The sequence below is a fragment of the Vibrio sp. 10N.247.310.23 genome (assembly GCF_041467155.1).
Classification (GTDB): Bacteria; Pseudomonadota; Gammaproteobacteria; order Enterobacterales; family Vibrionaceae; genus Vibrio; species Vibrio crassostreae_C.
In genome coordinates this window covers 159,941-179,235 of the sequence record NZ_JBFSTZ010000010.1, presented here as the reverse complement: position 1 = coordinate 179,235, position 19,295 = coordinate 159,941, and the positions used below count along the sequence as shown (strand labels likewise).

At 45.8% G+C, this 19,295-nt stretch carries 17 protein-coding genes and 1 pseudogene; 6 read left to right on the top strand and 12 right to left on the bottom strand.

Annotated elements, in window-relative coordinates:
- Nucleotides 1-145 precede the first annotated feature (145 nt).
- Nucleotides 146-366 (top strand): annotated as a pseudogene (locus AB6D93_RS10250) (phosphonate metabolism protein).
- Nucleotides 367-474: 108 nt separating this feature from the next.
- Here AB6D93_RS10250 and AB6D93_RS10245 read toward each other — a convergent pair.
- Nucleotides 475-1,809, bottom strand: a complete 1,335-nt coding sequence (locus AB6D93_RS10245; protein ID WP_017069196.1) for an MATE family efflux transporter — start codon at nucleotides 1,807-1,809, stop codon at nucleotides 475-477.
- A gap of 262 nt (nucleotides 1,810-2,071) precedes the next feature.
- Nucleotides 2,072-3,046, bottom strand: a complete 975-nt coding sequence (locus AB6D93_RS10240; protein WP_017064911.1) for an AraC family transcriptional regulator — start codon at nucleotides 3,044-3,046, stop codon at nucleotides 2,072-2,074.
- A 92-nt stretch (nucleotides 3,047-3,138) separates the two neighbouring features.
- On the opposite strand from AB6D93_RS10240, the gene AB6D93_RS10235 reads away from it, so the two are divergent.
- Nucleotides 3,139-4,494 carry a serine hydrolase gene (locus tag AB6D93_RS10235; RefSeq protein ID WP_017060556.1) on the top strand — a complete coding sequence of 452 codons (1,356 nt, stop codon included), beginning with the start codon at nucleotides 3,139-3,141 and terminating at the stop codon, nucleotides 4,492-4,494.
- A 66-nt stretch (nucleotides 4,495-4,560) separates the two neighbouring features.
- Entirely contained in the window at nucleotides 4,561-5,352 is a 792-nt protein-coding gene (locus tag AB6D93_RS10230; protein ID WP_017064910.1) for a hypothetical protein, read from the top strand.
- 87 nt (nucleotides 5,353-5,439) lie between these two features.
- Here AB6D93_RS10230 and ppsA read toward each other — a convergent pair whose 3' ends face one another.
- Nucleotides 5,440-7,812 (bottom strand): phosphoenolpyruvate synthase, encoded by a 2,373-nt coding sequence (gene ppsA, locus AB6D93_RS10225; protein WP_102331979.1) that lies wholly within the window; start codon nucleotides 7,810-7,812, stop codon nucleotides 5,440-5,442.
- A gap of 178 nt (nucleotides 7,813-7,990) precedes the next feature.
- Here ppsA and AB6D93_RS10220 point away from each other — a divergent pair, with 178 nt between their 5' ends.
- Entirely contained in the window at nucleotides 7,991-8,824 is an 834-nt protein-coding gene (locus AB6D93_RS10220) for a pyruvate, water dikinase regulatory protein (protein ID WP_017060559.1), read from the top strand.
- A 159-nt stretch (nucleotides 8,825-8,983) separates the two neighbouring features.
- Here the strand turns inward: AB6D93_RS10220 and grxB are convergent, their stop codons facing one another.
- The 3 genes from grxB to AB6D93_RS10205 all read right to left on the bottom strand — a co-directional run bounded on the left by grxB (nucleotide 8,984) and on the right by AB6D93_RS10205 (nucleotide 11,267).
- Nucleotides 8,984-9,616: a glutaredoxin 2 gene (gene grxB, locus AB6D93_RS10215; protein ID WP_102331980.1), complete on the bottom strand. Its 633-nt coding sequence runs from the start codon at nucleotides 9,614-9,616 to the stop codon at nucleotides 8,984-8,986.
- Nucleotides 9,617-9,963: 347 nt separating this feature from the next.
- Nucleotides 9,964-10,122 (bottom strand): hypothetical protein, encoded by a 159-nt coding sequence (locus AB6D93_RS10210; protein WP_004733064.1) that lies wholly within the window; start codon nucleotides 10,120-10,122, stop codon nucleotides 9,964-9,966.
- A gap of 164 nt (nucleotides 10,123-10,286) precedes the next feature.
- On the bottom strand, nucleotides 10,287-11,267 hold the full coding sequence (locus AB6D93_RS10205) for a Gfo/Idh/MocA family protein (RefSeq protein WP_102331981.1): 981 nt from the start codon (nucleotides 11,265-11,267) through the stop codon (nucleotides 10,287-10,289).
- A gap of 219 nt (nucleotides 11,268-11,486) precedes the next feature.
- Between AB6D93_RS10205 and AB6D93_RS10200 the strand changes: the two genes are divergently transcribed.
- Nucleotides 11,487-11,969 (top strand): GNAT family N-acetyltransferase, encoded by a 483-nt coding sequence (locus tag AB6D93_RS10200; RefSeq protein ID WP_017064907.1) that lies wholly within the window; start codon nucleotides 11,487-11,489, stop codon nucleotides 11,967-11,969.
- 2 nt (nucleotides 11,970-11,971) lie between these two features.
- Nucleotides 11,972-12,745 (top strand): murein L,D-transpeptidase family protein, encoded by a 774-nt coding sequence (locus tag AB6D93_RS10195; protein WP_017064906.1) that lies wholly within the window; start codon nucleotides 11,972-11,974, stop codon nucleotides 12,743-12,745.
- Between the two features lie 104 nt (nucleotides 12,746-12,849).
- Here AB6D93_RS10195 and AB6D93_RS10190 read toward each other — a convergent pair whose 3' ends face one another.
- The 6 genes from AB6D93_RS10190 to AB6D93_RS10165 form a co-directional block, all read right to left on the bottom strand.
- Complete coding sequence (locus AB6D93_RS10190; RefSeq protein WP_048617090.1) at nucleotides 12,850-13,587, bottom strand: sulfite exporter TauE/SafE family protein; 738 nt, start codon at nucleotides 13,585-13,587, stop codon at nucleotides 12,850-12,852.
- Nucleotides 13,588-13,747: 160 nt separating this feature from the next.
- Nucleotides 13,748-14,467, bottom strand: coding sequence for a glycerophosphodiester phosphodiesterase family protein (locus tag AB6D93_RS10185; RefSeq protein WP_102331982.1), 720 nt, complete (start codon nucleotides 14,465-14,467; stop codon nucleotides 13,748-13,750).
- 56 nt (nucleotides 14,468-14,523) lie between these two features.
- Nucleotides 14,524-15,834 carry a sn-glycerol-3-phosphate import ATP-binding protein UgpC gene (locus AB6D93_RS10180; RefSeq protein ID WP_102331983.1) on the bottom strand — a complete coding sequence of 437 codons (1,311 nt, stop codon included), beginning with the start codon at nucleotides 15,832-15,834 and terminating at the stop codon, nucleotides 14,524-14,526.
- Nucleotides 15,824-16,666 carry a sn-glycerol-3-phosphate ABC transporter permease UgpE gene (ugpE, locus tag AB6D93_RS10175; RefSeq protein ID WP_017071585.1) on the bottom strand — a complete coding sequence of 281 codons (843 nt, stop codon included), beginning with the start codon at nucleotides 16,664-16,666 and terminating at the stop codon, nucleotides 15,824-15,826. The genes AB6D93_RS10180 and ugpE overlap by 11 nt, the downstream gene beginning before the upstream one ends.
- Before the next feature lie 38 nt (nucleotides 16,667-16,704).
- Nucleotides 16,705-17,586 (bottom strand): ABC transporter permease subunit, encoded by an 882-nt coding sequence (locus tag AB6D93_RS10170; RefSeq protein ID WP_017060567.1) that lies wholly within the window; start codon nucleotides 17,584-17,586, stop codon nucleotides 16,705-16,707.
- Between the two features lie 209 nt (nucleotides 17,587-17,795).
- Nucleotides 17,796-19,088: an extracellular solute-binding protein gene (locus tag AB6D93_RS10165; RefSeq protein ID WP_017064900.1), complete on the bottom strand. Its 1,293-nt coding sequence runs from the start codon at nucleotides 19,086-19,088 to the stop codon at nucleotides 17,796-17,798.
- Nucleotides 19,089-19,295 lie beyond the last annotated feature (207 nt).

Sequence of the window (19,295 nt, the reverse complement as noted above, 5' to 3'; positions counted from 1 at the left end):
TTCACAATAATTCATCAATCTTAATTAGATCACATTTTTACTTTAATTGGTATAACTTCCTTTTAAAATGGTCCCGAATGAAACTGAAGTACTGCAGTTTTAGGCTGGTGAAGTACTTTGATACAATGGAATGATTAACTCATTTATGTTGATGCAGGGCCTGAACTGCTTGATAACCGCTGCTTAAGGCGTACCGCCATACTCGATTGCGTTTGGCAACTGCGTCCTCGGTTTGATGCTCCTAGCTATGCCGGGCGATTAGAAAGCTTTGAATGGTGGCATTGGGGTGATGAAACACTAGCAGAAATATTGCCACCATTCCAAAAAGATTGCGGTGAGTTTTTGGCTTACTTTGAGCAAGTCTAACCCCAATATATTTTAAGTCTGAAACTAAAAAAGCAGCCTAAGTGGCTGCTTTTTCGTTTAATAACTTTATAGCGGTTTAGCTGGCAAGCCGTTTAGTTCGCTAACTGATTAATTAGAAAGCTTAGCCTCGACTTGCCCAAGTGCGCGTTGGTACATAAACCAAGCACATGTACCGGCAAGCACATTACCCACCATGGCACCCCAGAACAGGCCTTCAATACCAGCAAGCTGCGAACCAATCCACAAGCAAGGCAAGAAGAAGGCGAACAGGCGCAGTGCTGATATCGTTAAGGCAGTATAAGACTTACCAAGCGCATTCGAGATAGAAACCATCAGCATACAGATACCCAACGGCCCTAAACTGATAGGAACGATAAGTAAGTGGTAGTTCAAAATGGTCGAGACTTCGTCTTCGCTGGTCATGAGATTTGCCAACCCGCCAGAGAACATCCAAGTTACCAGTGCGATCACCAATTGGAATCCTAATACAAACATCACGGCAATCTTCACAAGACTACGTATGTTCCCTAGGTTCTTTTCTCCCAACATTCGGCCAATCATAGGTGGCATCGACATAGTCAGAGCAAGCACTGCAACAATCGAAAAGAACTCAAAACGTGAACCTAGCGCCCAAGCTGCAACGGCTGCTGTGCCGTAGCCTGCAAGCAGTTTGGTGGCGAGCATCGAAGAGACTGGTGGCAGTAGCTGACTGATCATCGCAGGCCCCATGATGTTTCCTATAGAACGAATACTCTTGCCGATATCAAGATCGTGCCAGTCGAATGTCATCCAATGCTTCTTAGTTACCTTAGGAGCAACGATAAAGATACCCGCACCGAACGCCAAGATGGTCGCAATCGCGGCTCCGTTGATGCCCATGTCGAGCGTGAATATGAAAATCGGGTCCAATATCAAGTTGATGATGCTGGTCGCGATCATCATCGAACCGGGCAGCATGGTATTACCATTGGCACGACACACACTGTAGAAAAAGTAGAGCAGTGCGCCTGTCCAAGAGCTTACCAGCCAATAGATCCAGTAATAATCAATGATCGGCAGTACCGTCGGTGGTGCATCGAGGAGTTGTAAAATAGGACCACGCAACAGATAGATGATGACCGAGAACAGCGCGACACTCACACTGCCCATCGCAACGACTAATCCGCCGAGCTGTTTGGCATAGCGTATCTCGTTAGCCCCAATAGCTCTCGCGATCACAGCCGTTGTCGCGATGCCTAGTCCGACTTGAATCCCGATAATGATCATTTGAATTGGTAGCGTGAAGCCTTGAACCGCGAGCGGCAGTACGCCTAACTGGCCAATAAAAGCACTGTCTACAAGTTGGAAGCTCATCAGGGAGAGCACCCCAAACAGCATTGGCCATGTCATTGTATAGAGTTGTCGGCCAAGAGAAGGCGAGGGAGTTGCGGTCGTAGAATTCATAACACTCTTATCAGTCTTGAAGGTAGGTTTGTCGTAGTGACAATCCACTCAATGAAGAATTGCGTAAAGGATAACGTAACGTTAGCTCGATACCAATAAATGTCATTAAATCTATCGATATTACCTTTGCACAGTTTCATCGGTATGTGAGCATTGTGCAATGCAACTTTATGCGTTCGCTTATTGAAATTTAAGGTGTCGTATCTTGTTTCTGAGTTTTATATTAGCGGATTGGGTCTAAAGGTTTTCCATTCGACTATTTCTAATGTTTCGCTTTATCCCGATAACTTGGTGGCGTGACTCCAACCCAACCTTTGAATGCACGATTGAAATTACTCAAGTCGCTGTAACCCACTTGCCAACTGATGTCTTGAACAGAAAGGTTGGTCTCTTCAAGTAGCTGTTTTGCTTTAGCTTCCCGAACTTGTTCTTTGGCTTGTTTAAAGAGAATGTTTTTGCTCTTCAGGTTTCTCTGCAGCGTTCGTTTTGTCATGCCGAGCATGGTCGCAAACCACTCAATATTGAACCAAGGTAGAGTCGCATAGGTGTCTATTAATATCTCGACAGCGTGATGCCAATCTTGGGTACTATTTCGTTCTGAAATGGCACGATAATCATCGGGCAGCGGAATCGAGAACGCACCGTATTGCTCTTCAAACTGAATATCAGAATCAAAGAAATGCTTAGGTAATTTACGTGCGCTGTTGTGCTTAGAGACCAACTTGGCGTGTGATGGTTGCCAGCGACTGTCAATGAACTTACGGCATAGGCTAATCACGGTCAGGGCGCGAAACCATTCTGCTTGTTCAAAACCTGAGGTCGATGGGTGATAGCAACTTCGATGACACAGCCACCACAATCCATCGCTTTTTTCCGTCCATATGGTGACGTGATTACTTAAGGTCGATATTTCAGTAATCAAGCAGCGTACCGCTTGCTCGAGAGAAGTGCATTGTTCAATTTTTCGGTCTAGCTCAGGTGACAATTGCTCTAGAGAGGCCTTACGTCCAACCTCAATCCCTATCGAATAGCCAAACTTACGCTCAAGGCCATGAATGAAGCGAATCACGTCTTGTGTAGGAAGCCATTGATTGGATTGTGTCAGTTCAATGGGTAGACCGCACGCAACGGCGACGGTGCGCCAATCCAGTCTATGTTTGTCACAATACTGAATATATGGAGCAATGTTACTGGTCGAAGTGAGCAGTATGCTGGTGGTGTTCGATGATGCTTTCATTGTTTTGTGCCTACCATTAAATGTCATCAAGTGACCTAATTAAGTGTAGCGCATCTCCCTATACTTTTCCTAACCCAAACAGGAGAACAATTATGAAACTTAAACACATTGCCGTTCTAGTATCGTTAGCGACCCCATCATCATTTGCTCTAGCAGCAAACCCAGTTGAAGAAGCTCTGAAAGTTGAAGGTGCTCAAGTTACCTTGACCGTGAAAGAGGCGAGCACAGCATTTACCCCAAGTTTTACTGACTCAGCTCGTGAGTTATTCAATAACTTTCATTGGCAGATGGGCGGCGACCACAGCGTTTACTACAACATGCACATGAGTGAGTTTCTACCAACGGCACTGGCGGCTCCAAACGAAGAGTACAAGCCTTTAGTCAAAAATATCGACCCACGACTCGCTGCACTGAAAGTTGATACTGAAAGCAAAGGTCAGTTGACAATGGATGAGTACTTGGCGGATGAACAGTTCCGTACCCAAGGCTTTATGTTGATTCACAAAGGGGAGATCGTTTACGAAGCTTACCCAGGTATGAAGCCGACAGATACGCACGTTTGGGCATCTACAGCAAAAACGACGGTTGGCACAGTGATCGCAATGTTAGTGGAAGAGGGCAAAGTCGACCCTGAAAAAGAGATCGCTGAGTATGTTTCTGAATTGAAAGGAACGAACTGGGATGGCATCACAGTACACCAAGTTCTGAACATGTCGACCGCGCTAGACAATGAAGAGACATTAGAGTCTATCTTGAACCCAGACTCTGATGTGGTGCGTTTCTTTGCGGCATCGTTTAACTCACCTCGTGCAAAAACGGGTGAAATGGAAACTTGGATGGAAGTGGCTCAAGGTGCACAGAAACTGGAAGGTGAAAAAGCCGGTGACCATTTCCGTTACGCATCTATCAACACCATGGTGCTGACTAAGTTAGTTGAAAACGTTGAGAACAAAACTTGGACTCAAGTATTCGAAGATCGTGTTTGGTCAAAAGTGCACGCACGTCAACCAATGCAATTCAACTTGACGCCAGATGGCATGGCGATCGCGGTTGGCTTGGTTTCATCAACGGTAGAAGACATGGCTCGCTGGGGAACACTATTTACACCTAGCTGGAAAGCGGTGGCTGATGAGCCAGTGGTGTCACAAGCTGTGATTGATCGTATCCGCAACGGCGGTGATCCAAAAGCATTCGTAGGTACTAGCAAAGAGAGCAGTTCACTGCACGCATACAACGAAAAAGCAGACTACAACGCATACCAGTTTGATTTCATTTTCAACGATGGTGCGATGTCGAAAAGCGGCAACCTAGGCCAATTTATTTACATCGATCCGGCGCGTGACTTTGTGGGTGTGATGTTCTCAACCAACCCATACCACTCAGGTTTTGGTGAGAATAAAGGCCCTGCACTAATGCGTTCGGCAGCAAAACTACTTGCTGACAAGTAATCTATTTATTACCTAACAGGATGTTCCAGGCTTCAAGGAGGAAGCAAACGACTTTCGAGAGATATAATGAAAAAGTTTGCTCTATTAATCCCGTTGAGTTTAGGTCTAGCCCTTCCTGCACATGCCGATTCAGATTCCGAACGTGTTATCGATCCTGCTGATGTCACTAAAGTTTATACTCAAGCTGCATTGATGCTGAATGGTAGTTCAGATATCCAGTTTCAAGGGCAAGTTTCTGGCGGTTTAGAAAACGGTCAGCAGTTTGCCCTACTGGCCGAAGGGACGTTTGTCGATGAAAGCAACACAGCGCTTCGCGATCCAGACAAATTCGGTACAGAGTACAGCAACTCTAGAATTCAGTACTTCCACGTCTTTGAAACGGGGACGAAAGCTACGCCTAAAGTGGGTCTTTCATTAGATTATATTAATACGCGCAACAGTATTAAAAATGACTTATTGTCGGTTGGCGGTGTTGTTGCGATTAATCCAGCTTATACCGGTGGATTCCTGGTATTTCCAAGAGCAGGACTGATGACTGGTAGTATGGAGATCCCTGGCGTCACTTCATCTAAAGATGATTTAACGGGATACTCGCTTGGTTTGATTACCGCGAAGCATCTCGGTGACTCTGGCGCTTATGTGTCTTTGGTTCCTGAGTGGCAAGATCTTTCTGGTGATGATATCGACATGCAAAACTTCTCATTTAAAACATCGTTAAATGTGCCGATGAACACTGCAAGAACTTGGTGGTTGAATACGCGCTATGACATTACCAAAGCGGATGTTGATGTGAAAGGTGTGTCAATGCCGAATGGTTGGCAAACCGAAGCTTGGGTTGGTGTGAGATACTACTTCTAGCGCTCTAGCCAGCTAATTTGCAAAGAACCTAAAAAAGCCAGTCAATGTGACTGGCTTTTGTCGTTTAGGTACTGCGTAAAACGTTACTTATTTATTAGCAACGCTACCTAGCTTCAACCACGTATCGATAACCGTATCCGGGTTTAGTGAAACAGAGCTGATGCCTTGCTCCATTAACCACTCTGCTAGGTCGTCATGGTCAGATGGGCCTTGGCCACAAATGCCCACGTATTTACCCGCTTTGGTTGCTGCATCGATCGCCATTTTCAGCATTGCTTTCACGGCTGGGTTACGCTCATCGAATAGGTGTGCCACGTCACCTGAATCTCGGTCTAGGCCAAGCGTCAGCTGTGTCATGTCGTTTGAACCGATAGAGAAGCCATCGAAGTACTTCAAGAACTCATCAGCCAAAATTGCGTTCGATGGTAGCTCACACATCATGATGACTTTCAGACCTTGGTCGCCACGGCGTAGGTCGAACTTAGCCAGAATGTCGATAACCGATGCTGCTTCGCTTGGCGTGCGAACGAATGGAATCATGATTTCAACGTTCTTAAGACCCATCTCATTACGAACACGTTTGATTGCTTGAGTTTCTAGCTCGAAACAGTCTTCGAATACTGGTGAGATGTAACGAGATGCGCCACGGAAGCCCAGCATTGGGTTCTCTTCATGTGGTTCAAACGTTTTGCCACCTACAAGGTTGCTGTATTCGTTCGACTTAAAGTCAGACATACGTACGATCACACGCTTAGGCCAGAATGCAGAAGCGATAGTCGCGATGCCTTCTGTTAATTTGCTTACGTAGAAATCGATAGGATCTTTGTAGCCGCGAATACGTTCGTTGATTTCCGCTTTTAGCTCATCCGTTTGCGCATCGAAGTTAAGCAGCGCTTTAGGGTGAATACCGATCATCTTGTTGATGATGAATTCAAGACGAGCAAGGCCAACACCTTCGTTTGGAATCTGCGCGAAGTCGAAGGCGCGATCTGGGTTACCCACGTTCATCATGACTTTGGTTGGCAGCATTGGTAGCTCATCAACTTCAGAACGTTTAATTTCAAAGTCGAGTTCGCCGTTGTAAACGTAGCCTGTTTCGCCTTCTGAACATGACACTGTCACGGTGTCACCGTCGTTTAGGCTGCTTGTCGCTGTACCACAGCCAACGATTGCAGGAATGCCGAGCTCACGAGCGATGATTGCTGCGTGGCAAGTACGGCCACCACGGTTAGTGACAATCGCAGAGGCTTTCTTCATCACAGGTTCCCAGTCTGGGTCTGTCATGTCAGTTACCAGCACGTCGCCTTCTTGAACCAGTGACATTTGGTCTAGAGAATCAACCAAGCGAACAGGGCCAGAGCCGATACGCTGACCGATAGCGCGGCCTTCAACCAAGACATCCGCCTTATTGTTTAGCTCGTAACGCTCGATAACGTTTTGATCGCTTTGAGAACATACGGTTTCTGGGCGAGCTTGAACAATGTATAGCTTGCCGTCGATACCATCTTTCGCCCACTCGATGTCCATCGGACGTTGGTAGTGCTTCTCGATGATCATCGCTTGTTTTGCTAACTCTTTGATCTCTTCATCGTTCAGTGAGAACTGGTTACGCTCTTGAGTGTCGGTGTCGATGATATCGACTTGCTTGCCGATTTCTTGATTGGTCGAGTAGATCATCTTGATCAACTTAGAACCAAACGTCTTTTTAACGATTGGGTAGTGACCCGCTTCTAACATTGGCTTGTGAACGTAGAACTCGTCTGGGTTCACTGCGCCCTGTACAACCATTTCACCCAAGCCCCAAGAAGAGGTGATGAATACCACTTGGTCGAAGCCAGACTCAGTATCAAGCGTGAACATCACACCTGAAGAGGCTTTGTCTGAGCGAACCATGCGCTGGATACCCGCAGACAATGAAATGCCACGGTGGTCAAAGCCTTGGTGTACACGGTAAGAGATAGCGCGGTCGTTAAACAGTGACGCGTAAACGTGCTTGGTTGCTTCGAGTACCGCGTCGATGCCTTTCACGTTAAGGAAGGTTTCTTGCTGGCCTGCGAATGAAGCATCTGGAAGGTCTTCTGCGGTTGCAGATGAACGCACAGCTACAGACAATTCTTCGTTGTCTTCGATTAGCTCGCGGTAGTTATCACGGATGTCTTGCTCTAGTGATTCTGGGAAGGGTGCATCTAGAACCCATTGTCGAATCGTTGCACCTGTCTTACGCAGGGCGTCAACGTCTTCAACATCAAGTTCATCAAGTAGTTGGTGAATGCGCTCATCAAGACCTTTGTAATCAAGAAAGTCGTTAAACGCATAAGAGGTGGTAGCAAAACCATTAGGTACAGAAACACCAGCATTGGACAGGTTAGAAACCATCTCGCCCAGTGAGGCGTTCTTACCGCCGACTTTGTCGACATCTTCCATGGATAGGCCATTGAACCATAGGGTATTATTTTGCATTTATTTCTCCAGAAACATAGCAAGCATTGTAGGGATTTAAAGGCAAACGATTACGTATCAGTTTAAAAAAATGTAAATTATTTTCTAAAGCTGTGGGGGACGTAATAGTCAGCAGGGTTTTATTATCTATATTATGGTTACCATCCTACTCAAAATAATTTTAAACATTAAATAAAAAATGCAAATTGATATTCAAAGTCGTGATGTATTCTATGTTTCTGATGGAACGGCCATAACATGTGAGACTTTAGGGCATGTTGTTCTAGGTCAATTCCCTTTTAAAGCCAATGAAAAAACCTTTCCGTTTGTGGAAAGTGAGGACAAACTTTCTGATTTATTAAAAGAGATTGAAATTTCGTATCGTGATACCGGATTAGAACCGCTAGTGTTCTTTTCGATTGTGATACCTGATATCAAAACCAAATTGCTAGAAGCGCCCGCGCACTGTTATGACGTGTTAGAGAGCATCGTGCAGAAAGTACAGGATGACATTCAGATGGCGCCTGTTCCTAAGTTGCAGCGCTCACGCAGTGTAAACAAGGACTCGGTGAAGTATTTCGACCGTATTGCTGCGATTGAGTACACGCTCGCGCATGATGATGGCATCACGCTAAAAGGGCTGGAAGAAGCCGACATCATCTTGTTGGGTGTTTCTCGAAGTGGCAAAACACCAACAAGTTTGTATATGGCGATGCAGTTTGGCTTACGCGTAGCAAACTACCCATTTATCCACGATGACTTGGCACGCTTAAAGCTGTTGCCAGAGTTTGAGATTTACCGACATAAGCTGTTTGGTTTGACCATTGATGCAGAAAGGCTCACTGAAATTCGTGAGAACCGCTTAGCAGGCAGCGAATACGCCAGTGACTCACAATGTTTGTATGAATTGCAAACGGTAGAGGCGATGTTCCGTCGAGAAGCGATACCTTACATCAACACCTCTTCACTATCGGTTGAAGAAATTTCGACACGAATCTTGGAGCGAACAGGTTTGAGAAGGCGTCTGCTGTAAGACAAAGCCTTAGAGAAATAGAATGGCCAGATAAAAGAAAATCGAAGCTCGCAGTTTACACCTGAGAGCTTCGATTTTTTGTTTGTGCTCGTTGTAGTCGCTTGCGAGTCAGAGCTTGTTTTCTTAATCAGAGCTTGCTTTCTTAATCGAGATAGCTTTCTAGCGAAGTAAAGACAGCTTTAGCGTTTCGCTTTTCTTTTCTAACCAGCGTTCAAGTGCTGGTGGCCAACTGATGCTTGGTTCTACGCAAAAGCCACGAAGCATCGAGAAATACACCGCTTGATCGATTAGAGGCAGTGATGACTCACCATTCTCTAGATCCAGTAAGAGTTCGGCATCTTTCAGTAATGGGTTAATCAGTTGAACGAACTGAGGCGTCTTTTCTAACAGTTCTTCAAAGTTAAAACCTTCGGTCTCTTTACTGGCACGCCAAGCTTCTTTGGCTCCAGAAGAGCGATATTCAGCCAAGTCGAGGTTCCACCAACGTGGGCGTCCAATCTGTTGAGTAAGAGGGAATGCGCGAGTTTGGAACACAGTCACTTGCTCAGATGGCACACGCTGCTCATCGCTTGATTTCAAGTCCATGAAGTACGCGATGATATCTAGGCTCTCTGCCATGATAGAGCCATCGTCTTTTTGTAAGACGGGTACCATCTTTTTACCGATCAGATCGATAAGGGTTTGGGCATCATCATAATCGACAGAAACAAGCTCAATGTTCAAGCCTAGCGATTGAGCAATGTAGGAGACTCTTGCACAGAAAGGGCAGTGATCGTAAATGTAAAGCTTCATAGCTTCCCTCATTCGGGTCTTTCTTAGTATAAGATGATGCTAATGTACCAGAAACTTTCGCAGACAATAAGCCTTTGTTAACAAGAACTATTCACTGCGATTAAGTGCACGGGAATATCAAGAGAACGATGAGAATAAGCACCTAGTGTAGAAACTCGTTGCCTAATTCTATTGTCAGTTGAGTGCGGTTTTATTGTAGCGAGTAAGCTAATGAGAAAGCTGGTGGGTAAATGACGGGCATAAAAAAGGCTCTGGCTGCTTACTCTAATGCAGAAGAGTGAAGTCAGCCAAAGCCTCAATTTTGTTACCTTTAGTAGAGTGACTACTAAAAGGGCAGAGTGGTTAAACTATGCTTTTTTAAGATCTTGCGCTGGGTAAGTAAGCGTCATTGCGCCTTCTACCGTTGTAACGTGAACGTAGCCGCCACCAGCACTTAGGCCAGTTACTACCATTTCACCTAGTTCAACACCTTTTGTTGCTACAACGCGATCATCAACTGAAAACACTTTACACACCTTCAATAAATTAAATAAATACGATAGATATCGAACGCGGATTTAAACAGATGGGACCTCAATCAACTAATCCGGTTATTTGTCGTAAAGATTAAATTCAGTTATGTATAAATAATTATGTATTAAAAATCAGTTTGTTAACTTACGCTGTGACGTTATTTATCCGCTGGATACACTACACCAACTTGTTGGCGCATCTCTGTAATTAACTTCGTAACCGTTAAAGCGCGCAGTTGGGCCTGCGCTTGTGTTGCGTTGTCGCCAGCAATGCAGCTAGCAAAGGCCTGCGCTTCGTAACTCATGGAGTTTTCGCTTTGTGCTTGAGTAAGGTTTTCTACCGTGCCATCGCGGTAGCGGATCTTAACGTCAGTACATTCAGCGATGTGATCGATGATGATCGCCCCTAATTCACCTTGGATCTCGCTTGGCGCATAAGAGTCGCTGACTTTGGAGTGCGCAAGGGTCACATCAAACTCAGGGTATTGGAAGATCGCACAGCCATGAGCATCGACACCTGAATCAAGTAGCTTTGCAGAAGCCTGTGCGTTTTCAGGTTTGCCAAATAGCGCGACTGTCGCGGCAACACAGTAAAAGCCAATATCGACCAATGAGCCGTTAGAAAAAGCTGGGTTGAAGGTATTTGGGTTCTCGCCGTTTAGGTATTTTTGGTAGCGCGATGAATACTGGCAGTAGTTGATGTGTGCTTTATGTACCTTGCCAATCTTTTCTAACCCAAGTTGAACTTGCTTAAAGTTCGGTAGGAATTGAGATTTATACGCCTCAAACAGCACCACACCGTTTTTCTCAGCGACTTCGAACATGCGTGTTGCTTCATCAATATTTGATGCAACCGGCTTTTCACAGATAACATGCTTGCCGTGTTCCATCATGAAGATAGATTGCTCGCAATGCAGTGAGTTAGGGGAAGCGATGTACACGGCTTCTACAGTGTTGTCATTGGCCAATGCGTCGAGTGAGTCATACGTGGTTTCAACGTCAAATTCTTGGGCGAACTGTGCCGCGCTGTCTAGATTTCGAGAGTAAACCGCAGCAAGTTGCATCGATTGAGATTCGTGCGCAGCTTGAACAAACTTTTGTGTAATCCAATTGGTTCCAATTACAGCAAACTTAATCATATAGGTATCCAGTCGTTAGTCGTCGTTAGTATATTGATTCTGCAGAGATAGTAGCACTCAACGGCTGGCAATGTGCCTGAGATTTACGGAACAATTTCCCTAAACATAGTGCCTAATATTAATGTTCAGCCTTCACAGAGCGTCTGAGTTGACCAGTGTAACGGTGCACAACTAAGCCATTTTTGCTAAGGTGTTATTGAATTCAAACAAGGTGATGATATGCAAATCCGGACGGCCAAGGTAACTGATATTAACGCGATCTTAGCGCTCTCTGAGCAGATAAACCGTCAACATCATCTTGGTGCGCCTATGGTATTTGCACCAGCGTCACAAGGCTTGGCCGACAGTGAAGAGTATTGGTTAGGTTTGATGCTTGACCCACTTGGCGCTTTCTTGGTTGCAGTAGACGACAAGCAAGTCGTTGGCTTTTTAGCGGGTAAGGTAACGCAGAACAAAGGCGTCAGTTTTATTCAGCCGCACAAGGTGGCAAGGGTCAATACGATTGTGGTGAACGATCAGGTTCAGAGCAAAGGTGCTGGTCGAGCGTTAATGAAGTCTTTTAATCAATGGGCGCAGGCGAGAGGAGCGATAGAACTTAGGTTGGAGGTAATGGAGTTTAACCAACAAGCTCAGGGTTTCTATGAGTCGTTAGGAATGGAAACTCAGTCACGAACCATGTCCATGCGTTTTGAGGAGATCTAAAGGTGCGTCTGTTTCTGCCTTTATCACTGTGTTTACTGTTTGTGGCTTCGAACGCGAATGCTGAGCAAGTCGTGGTCGAGAAAATAGTCTCTGACGCGACCGCTATCGAAACCATCGTATTCGAGTCTGCACCGGCTCATTCTCAACGTGTCTCAACGTCTTCATCTAACTCAACCTCTTCCACGAGCTCAAACTCCGAGCATGTGATTATTGTGGATGATGTTCTTAACAGTAGCCCTGATGAAAAGGTAGCTCAGTTTTCTCAAGGGTCATCGAAACGTCCACCTCAAAGTTCCTCTCGACAGTTTTACAACGTACCGGATAGCGCATCTGAGATAGATTCGCTGTCGCAAGTGGTTACGTTAGTTAAAGTCGATAAATCGAAACGTAGGATGTATCTGCTAAAAGGTGAAGAGGTGATTCAGGAGTTTCGTATTGCGCTAGGCAAACAACCGAAAGGGCATAAACGCTTTGAAGGGGACAACCGAACGCCGGAAGGGGAATACCAGCTCGATTATGTGATGGAAGAGTCGGACTTTTATCGCTCAGTACATATTAACTATCCGCAACCTTCGGATATGCAATGGGCAGAGCAAAATGATGTAGATCCTGGAGGAAACATCAAAATCCATGGCATCAAAAACGGCGAGCGTCGTTCGCCGAGCTTTATTCAAAGCTTTGATTGGACGGATGGCTGTATCGCGTTAACCAATCAAGATATGGATGAGTTTCTCCAACTTGTAAAAATGGGTACCCCTATCCATATTGAATGGTAGTCATTGGTACCCAATTTTCTTAATCACTTTTGCAGCCAATTAGCGCAATCAATTCGCGAAACCAATTCGTAAAAGCAACGTCCAAAATTAACCGCTAAATCCAGTTACAGTAAGACTCGACCGGCACTGAATATTGCAATCACAATCAGCAATGCAATGGTGACTGGCTTAAACTTCGCTCCACCAAATCTCTCGAACAGTTTAGAACCCACATAACCGCCAAACATGCTGCTTGGTAAGAGTGCGAGAGTCAGCCAGACCACATCACGGTCGACTAACCCAGCGATAGATGCCGAAACAAATGCAGTGGAATCTGCCAATACAAAGAAGGCAATCAGGCCGGCTCTAGCAATGTGCGGAGCGACTGGGCTTGCCAATGCATGAGTGCCAATTGGAGGTCCTGACATCGAAGCCGCGCCGTTCATTACACCTGCAAGGCTGCCTAGAATATAGGGAGCAAATCTAGGTTCGCTTTTGTACTGGAAGCCTTTATAGATCATAAGCGCAGACGCAAAAATGAAGGCACTGATGATCAAGATGATCGTGTCTTGGCTAACGGATTTAAGCAGAAGTAGGCCGACTGGTGTGAAGGCAAAACAAGGGATAAACACCTTTAAAACCCAGCGCCAGTTAACGTGCTTTCGAACTTTAGGCAGTAATTGAACATTGCCTAGGAGATCGATCAACATGAAGACGGGAACCAGTTCGATAACAGGCGCGAATAACGCACTTAATGGCAATGCCACTAAGGTGAAACCGAAACCTGAGAAGCCACGAACAATAGCGGCGAAAATGAAGATTGCACCCAAAATTGGGAAGGTTGGACTAAAAATGAGATCCATAAATTAAGTAACCAATGAAGCTGTCTAAATAGAGCGAGCTAATGAAACCAAGTGAGTAGCGGAATGTACTCCTACTCACTTGTGTTTGCTACCTAATTTTAAGGTTTCCCGAGAGTTAATTTTAAAGTCTCTCGGGGTTGTTTTTGCAGTATTCGCTTGGTCAATTTATAGAGGTAAATTGATTCGGAAGATCAGTGAATACGGCATCTACTTTTGAGATGAATTTGAAGTGAGAGGGATCGTTTACTGTGTAGCACCAAGTTTGAATATTTGCTTCACTGAGTGTATCAAGATCGCTCTGATTCACATGCTCGTAGTTCATGTGACAGCTGAACGCTTTAACCTCGTCAATCAACATCAAGTCGGCTTGAGTCAGCTGCTCTGTGATCACACCTACGCGGTATCTCGGCAGGTGAAGAGCCATTTCAGAAACCACTTGATGGCTGAAACTTGAAAGCAGCACTCTGTCGGTGTCTAGATTTGAACGAATCAACTCGGTATGCAGCAAATCAACGACATGAGGCGCTTGATGTCGACTGTCGACTTTGATCTCTAAGTTCACGCTGAGATCATGCTGCTCAACAAGCGCGAGCAACTCTTCCAACGTCAATATTCTTTCACCAGCGAACTGCTCAGACTTCCAACTGCCAAAATCGAGCTGACGCAGCTCAGCAAGGGTGTGTTCATCAACTCGACCCTTGCCATCGCTGCAGCGATCAAGCGTGTGATCGTGACAAACGACCAGTTGGTCATCCTGAGTGGGCTGAATATCAACTTCAATCCATTTCAAGCCGAGTTTAGCCGCTTGTTCAATGCTTGCTTTGGTATTTTCTGGGTGAGTACCTGCAACACCCCGATGACCTACGATGATAGACGACATAATTAATCCTTCTTAAAGACGCACCGTAAAAACGCATTAAATATCAGTGTACTCGATTAAGCTAGAGCCGTCGTTAAGCTTGTCGCATCTTCGTGTGACTCCTGTGAGGTGAAGTTATTTGGGTGAATGCGTTTGCCAAGATTGTCAAAAATATGCAGGTTGGATTTATTAATGCTTAGCCCGAGAGGGACGGCTTGGCACAGCGTCGTTTCGGGTGTCACTGCAATAAAGGGTTGTTCGTTCACAAGGCCATGAACCAATTGATTTGGCCCTAAAGGCTCAACCACACTGATGCGTAATTCAAGTGGCAGCGCGTTCATGACTAAATCGGCACAAACCTCAGAGTGTTCTGGGCGAATACCAAGTGTGATGGCTGTATTTTTTACGTGGGCGAATTCGGGCAAGTACATTTGTTGGTCGCCAATCTCAAGGTAGCCGTCGTCGAGTGTTGCTGGTAAGAAATTCATCGCTGGGCTGCCAATGAAGCTTGCCACAAAGGTACTGGCTGGCTGGTGGTAGACCTCTCTTGGTGTCCCGACTTGCTCTATTTGACCGTTGTTGAGTACCACAATTCTGTCAGCCAGTGTCATGGCTTCAACTTGATCATGAGTGACGTAAACACTGGTCACGCCAAGCTCGCGTTGCAGCTTTTTGATTTCTAATCTCATGTGGGCACGCAGTGAGGCATCTAGGTTAGACAAAGGTTCGTCAAACAAGAACAGCTGTGGGTCGCGAACGATCGCTCGCCCCATAGCAACACGTTGACGTTGACCACCAGAAAGTTTGGCTGGCTTGCGGTCTAGATATTCTTCGATCTTCAGTGTTTTGGCGACTTTCTCAATTTTATCTTCAATAAGGTGCTGACTGACACCTCGGTTCTTTAAGCCATAAGCGAGGTTCTTATACACCGTCATGTGAGGGTAGAGCGCGTAATTCTGGAAGACCATCGCGATATCACGCAGGGCAGGTTTCTCTGTATCAACCCGACGACCACCTATATGTATCTCACCGCCAGAGATGCTTTCTAAACCCGCAATGGAACGCAAGATAGAAGACTTACCACAACCAGAAGGCCCCACTAAAACAAGGAACTCACCCTCATCGATATCAAGAGAGACTCCTTTGACGGCTTGATGGCCGTTTTCGTACGTCTTGACCAAGTTTTTGATGCCTAACATGGTAGGTGCTTTGTGCGTATGGTTGTGAGTGGCTTGGGTGTGCCCTAACGTTTGTTTTAACTTTGGCATCGGAGTGTCCTCTGTATTTTTGTGGATAGCTTGGTGAGAAGGCAGGTGAGACATCTTGTACTCAGCGAGTGATTGAATGCGGTTATCGTTCATTTGATTTTTGTCGTTATTATTTTTCACTTTCTACTAGCCCTTTTACAAACCAACGTTGAAATACAACCACCACTAAAACGGGTGGCAACATAGCTAAAATCACCATGGCAAAAACATAGTCGTAGCGCGGTAAACTGGTTTCATTGATGTTGTTGAGTACTTGTTTGATGCCCATCACGATGGTGTTGTAGCCTTCGTCCGTGGTCATCATGATTGGCCACAGATATTGGTTCCAACCCACCACAAACATGATGATGAAGATTGCGGCAATCATGGTTTTAGACAGTGGCAATAAGATGTCGACAAAGAATCGAAATGGACCTGCGTTATCTAGCTGAGCGGCTTCTAACAATTCATCGGGGATGGTTTTGAAGAACTGCCTAAAAAAGAACGTCGCGGTGGCTGAGGCGATCAAAGGCAGAATTAAACCTGTGTAGCTATTAAGAAGCCCAAGCCCAGCGACAACCTCATAGGAAGGGATAATGCGCACTTCTAATGGCAGCAAAAGCGTCACGAAGATCAACCAGAACCAAGCTGTAGCATAAGGCAGTCTGAAGTAGACCAAAGCATACGCAGCCATCATCGAAATGATGATCTTACCGATCGCAAAACCTAGCCCCATGATCATCGAGTTGGCGATCATTTTGCTGGCGGTGACTTCGCCACTGAAGCCCATGCTTTTGTTCCAAGCTTCGCTATAAATGGCCGTAAAGTTATCGCCTGGTACCCATTGCAGGCCTTCGCTGACAATGGTGTTCGGGTTATGCGTCGAGCTGGCGAAGATTAGCCAGATAGGGACCAACATGAACAGCATCCCAGCAATTAGAATTAGGTGGTCATAGACCTTATTACTTTTCATAAATAACTCCTGTCGCGTTAAAACCTAGCTGTGGTGGGCTAGTAGTGAACACGCTTTTCTACAACGCGAAACTGGATAAATGTAAGAGTGAGAACCAATAGCAACAACACAACTGACTGCGCAGAGCTGCCGCCTAAATCTGCGCCAACAAACCCGTCTCGATACACCTTGTACACCAACGACGTTGTGCCGCCACCTGGGCCGCCATTGGTCATGGTGTCGATCACGCCAAAGGTTTCAAAGAACGAGTAGGTGAGGTTGATGACCAGAAGAAAGAAGCCTGTAGGTGCGAGTAGCGGGAAAGTAATGGTCCAGAAACGTTTCGAGTCGCTGACACAATCGAGCATCGCCGCTTCTTTTACTGCGTAAGAGATCGATTGAAGCCCAGCCAGAAAGTAGATGAAATTCACCGAAACCTGTTTCCAAACCGAAACCAAAATCAGAGCAAACGTGGCATCCAAAGGGTCGGTCTGGAAGCTAAAGTCCCAACCTATAACCGCAAATATCTCGGCAAACACGCCAATATGTGGGTTAAACAAGAAAGCACCGATTACGCCTGCAATCGCAGGGGCAACCGCGTAAACCCAAGTGAGAGTGACCTTGTAAGCGCCTTGTCCGTGAATGATGTTGTCGGCTTTAACCGCGAGCAGTAGCGCTAAGGCAAGCGATAAGAAAGAGACCACAATCGCGAACATTAAGGTGAAGCCAATCGAGTTCAGATATTCGCTCGATTCGAACAGCATTTGATAGTTTTCGAACCACACGAAGATGGAAGAGGTGCCCCAAGGGTCTTCTAGCATGAAGGACAGGTAAACTGCCTTTGCTGCTGGGTAGATAAAGAAAACTGCAATGATGAGTATCTGAGGCGCCAAAAATAGGTAAGGCAGCGGAGAGTGAAAGAATTGCTGACGTCGTTCCACAGGGTAATCCCCAAAAATTAGTGACTGTTATCACTGTTAGTTACGGTGAGCACTAGCGCTATAGCAAAGGAATGCATCCAGTTGAGTTGTAGTTTTTGGAGCAAGAAATGGCGCTAGTGAAGAATCTCCTCACACCTTGCCATTACGTTTTTAATGACGCAGTGACAAGTAGTGAGGAGCAATGAACGGCTTTGGTTTATTAAGCCAAATTAGTTCATCGTACGAGCGAAGCGTTTCAGCAGTTTGCTGCTCTCATCTTCGACTTTATCTAGGCTGTTCTCGACGCTAGAGCGGTCGGCGAAGATATTGTCGAATTCACGATGCATCACTTCACGAATTTGAGGGTAGTAACCTAAGCGGTAACCTTTAGTCCATTCGCCCGATTTTAGGCTTAGCTGCTTAACGCCCACTTCTGCATCTGGTTGTTCGTTGTAGTAGCCAGACTCTTTCGCTAGCTCATAGGCAGCCGTTGTTACAGGTACATAACCAGTGGTTTTGTGCCAGTAGACTTGAGTTTCAGGCTTCGTCAGGTAATCAAAGAACGCTGCTACACCTTTGTCTTGCTGTTGGTCATGGCCATTGAGTGCAAACAGAGCAGCACCGCCAATGAAGGTTAAGCCTGCGTCTGGGTTAACCGATTTCCAGTATGGAAGGTATGTGGTGCCGAGTTCGAAAGGTACGCGATTACGTAAGCCACCGAATGAGCCTGAAGAACCCATCCACATCGCCACTTCTTGGCGCTCGAAAGGGGTTTGGTTTGCATCCCAGTCGCTGCCGTAATACTTGTAGTAACCTAGATCTGACCACTCTTTCATCTTGCTAACGTGCATCATCATGTCTTTGGTGTTGAACATGATCTTAGTGGACAAGCCATCGTAGCCGTTGTTTTGATCTGCGACTGGCAGGTTGTGGCGAGACTTAAAGTTCTCGAACATGATCCACGGCGTCAGAGATTGAGAAAACGCGATGTGTCCTTCAGCCTTCAGTTTCTTAGCGACCACTTCTAGTTCTTCATAAGTTTTAGGCGCGTCTGCACCCACTTCCGCGAGAAGATCTTTGTTGTAGTAAAGAACCGGTGTCGAACTGTTGAAAGGCATACCAACCATCTTGCCTTGGTTGTCGGCATAGAAGTTACGAACGCCCGCTAGGTAGTCGTTTGAATTAAAGTTGTAACCCGACTCAACCAGAATATCCTGTACCGGTTTCGCGACGTCTTTCGCGTTCATGATGGTTGCTGCGCCTGCATCGAAGACTTGCAGAATATTGGGTGCTTCACCTGCTCGGTATGCCGCGATACCGGCTGTTAAGGTCTCTGTGTATGAACCTTTGTAGATTGGCGTGATCTCGTAATCATCTTGTGACGCATTAAAGTCGGTCGCAATTTTGTTTACTGTTTCTCCAAGCTGGCCGCCCATTGCGTGCCACCAAGTGACTTGAGTCGTTGCGAACGCTGGCATTGCCGCTGTCGCAGAAAGAACGCCTGCCAAAATTAGCTTATTCATCTTCGTTTCCTTTTGGATGAAATCGATGTCGAGGTATTGGATTAGAGTGTTAACGAGACGGTAGGGGTGTCGTTTGAAGCTATCTTGAACAGGGCGTATTTCACTTAAGTGGCTAAACCGTTTCACTGATATGAAAGATTCATTTCGATTTCATTTAAGAGAAAAGTTATTGATGGTTTTAATATTTATTGCGTGCGGTTTTTAAGA

Coding starts and splice junctions, on each gene's coding strand:
- AB6D93_RS10245 (WP_017069196.1), bottom strand. CDS start 1,809: ATGAATTCTACGACCGCAACTCCCTCGCCTTCTCTTGGCCGACAACTC.
- AB6D93_RS10240 (WP_017064911.1), bottom strand. CDS start 3,046: ATGAAAGCATCATCGAACACCACCAGCATACTGCTCACTTCGACCAGT.
- AB6D93_RS10235 (WP_017060556.1), top strand. CDS start 3,139: ATGAAACTTAAACACATTGCCGTTCTAGTATCGTTAGCGACCCCATCA.
- AB6D93_RS10230 (WP_017064910.1), top strand. CDS start 4,561: ATGAAAAAGTTTGCTCTATTAATCCCGTTGAGTTTAGGTCTAGCCCTT.
- ppsA (WP_102331979.1), bottom strand. CDS start 7,812: ATGCAAAATAATACCCTATGGTTCAATGGCCTATCCATGGAAGATGTC.
- AB6D93_RS10220 (WP_017060559.1), top strand. CDS start 7,991: ATGCAAATTGATATTCAAAGTCGTGATGTATTCTATGTTTCTGATGGA.
- grxB (WP_102331980.1), bottom strand. CDS start 9,616: ATGAAGCTTTACATTTACGATCACTGCCCTTTCTGTGCAAGAGTCTCC.
- AB6D93_RS10205 (WP_102331981.1), bottom strand. CDS start 11,267: ATGATTAAGTTTGCTGTAATTGGAACCAATTGGATTACACAAAAGTTT.
- AB6D93_RS10200 (WP_017064907.1), top strand. CDS start 11,487: ATGCAAATCCGGACGGCCAAGGTAACTGATATTAACGCGATCTTAGCG.
- AB6D93_RS10190 (WP_048617090.1), bottom strand. CDS start 13,587: ATGGATCTCATTTTTAGTCCAACCTTCCCAATTTTGGGTGCAATCTTC.
- AB6D93_RS10185 (WP_102331982.1), bottom strand. CDS start 14,467: ATGTCGTCTATCATCGTAGGTCATCGGGGTGTTGCAGGTACTCACCCA.
- ugpE (WP_017071585.1), bottom strand. CDS start 16,666: ATGAAAAGTAATAAGGTCTATGACCACCTAATTCTAATTGCTGGGATG.
- AB6D93_RS10165 (WP_017064900.1), bottom strand. CDS start 19,088: ATGAATAAGCTAATTTTGGCAGGCGTTCTTTCTGCGACAGCGGCAATG.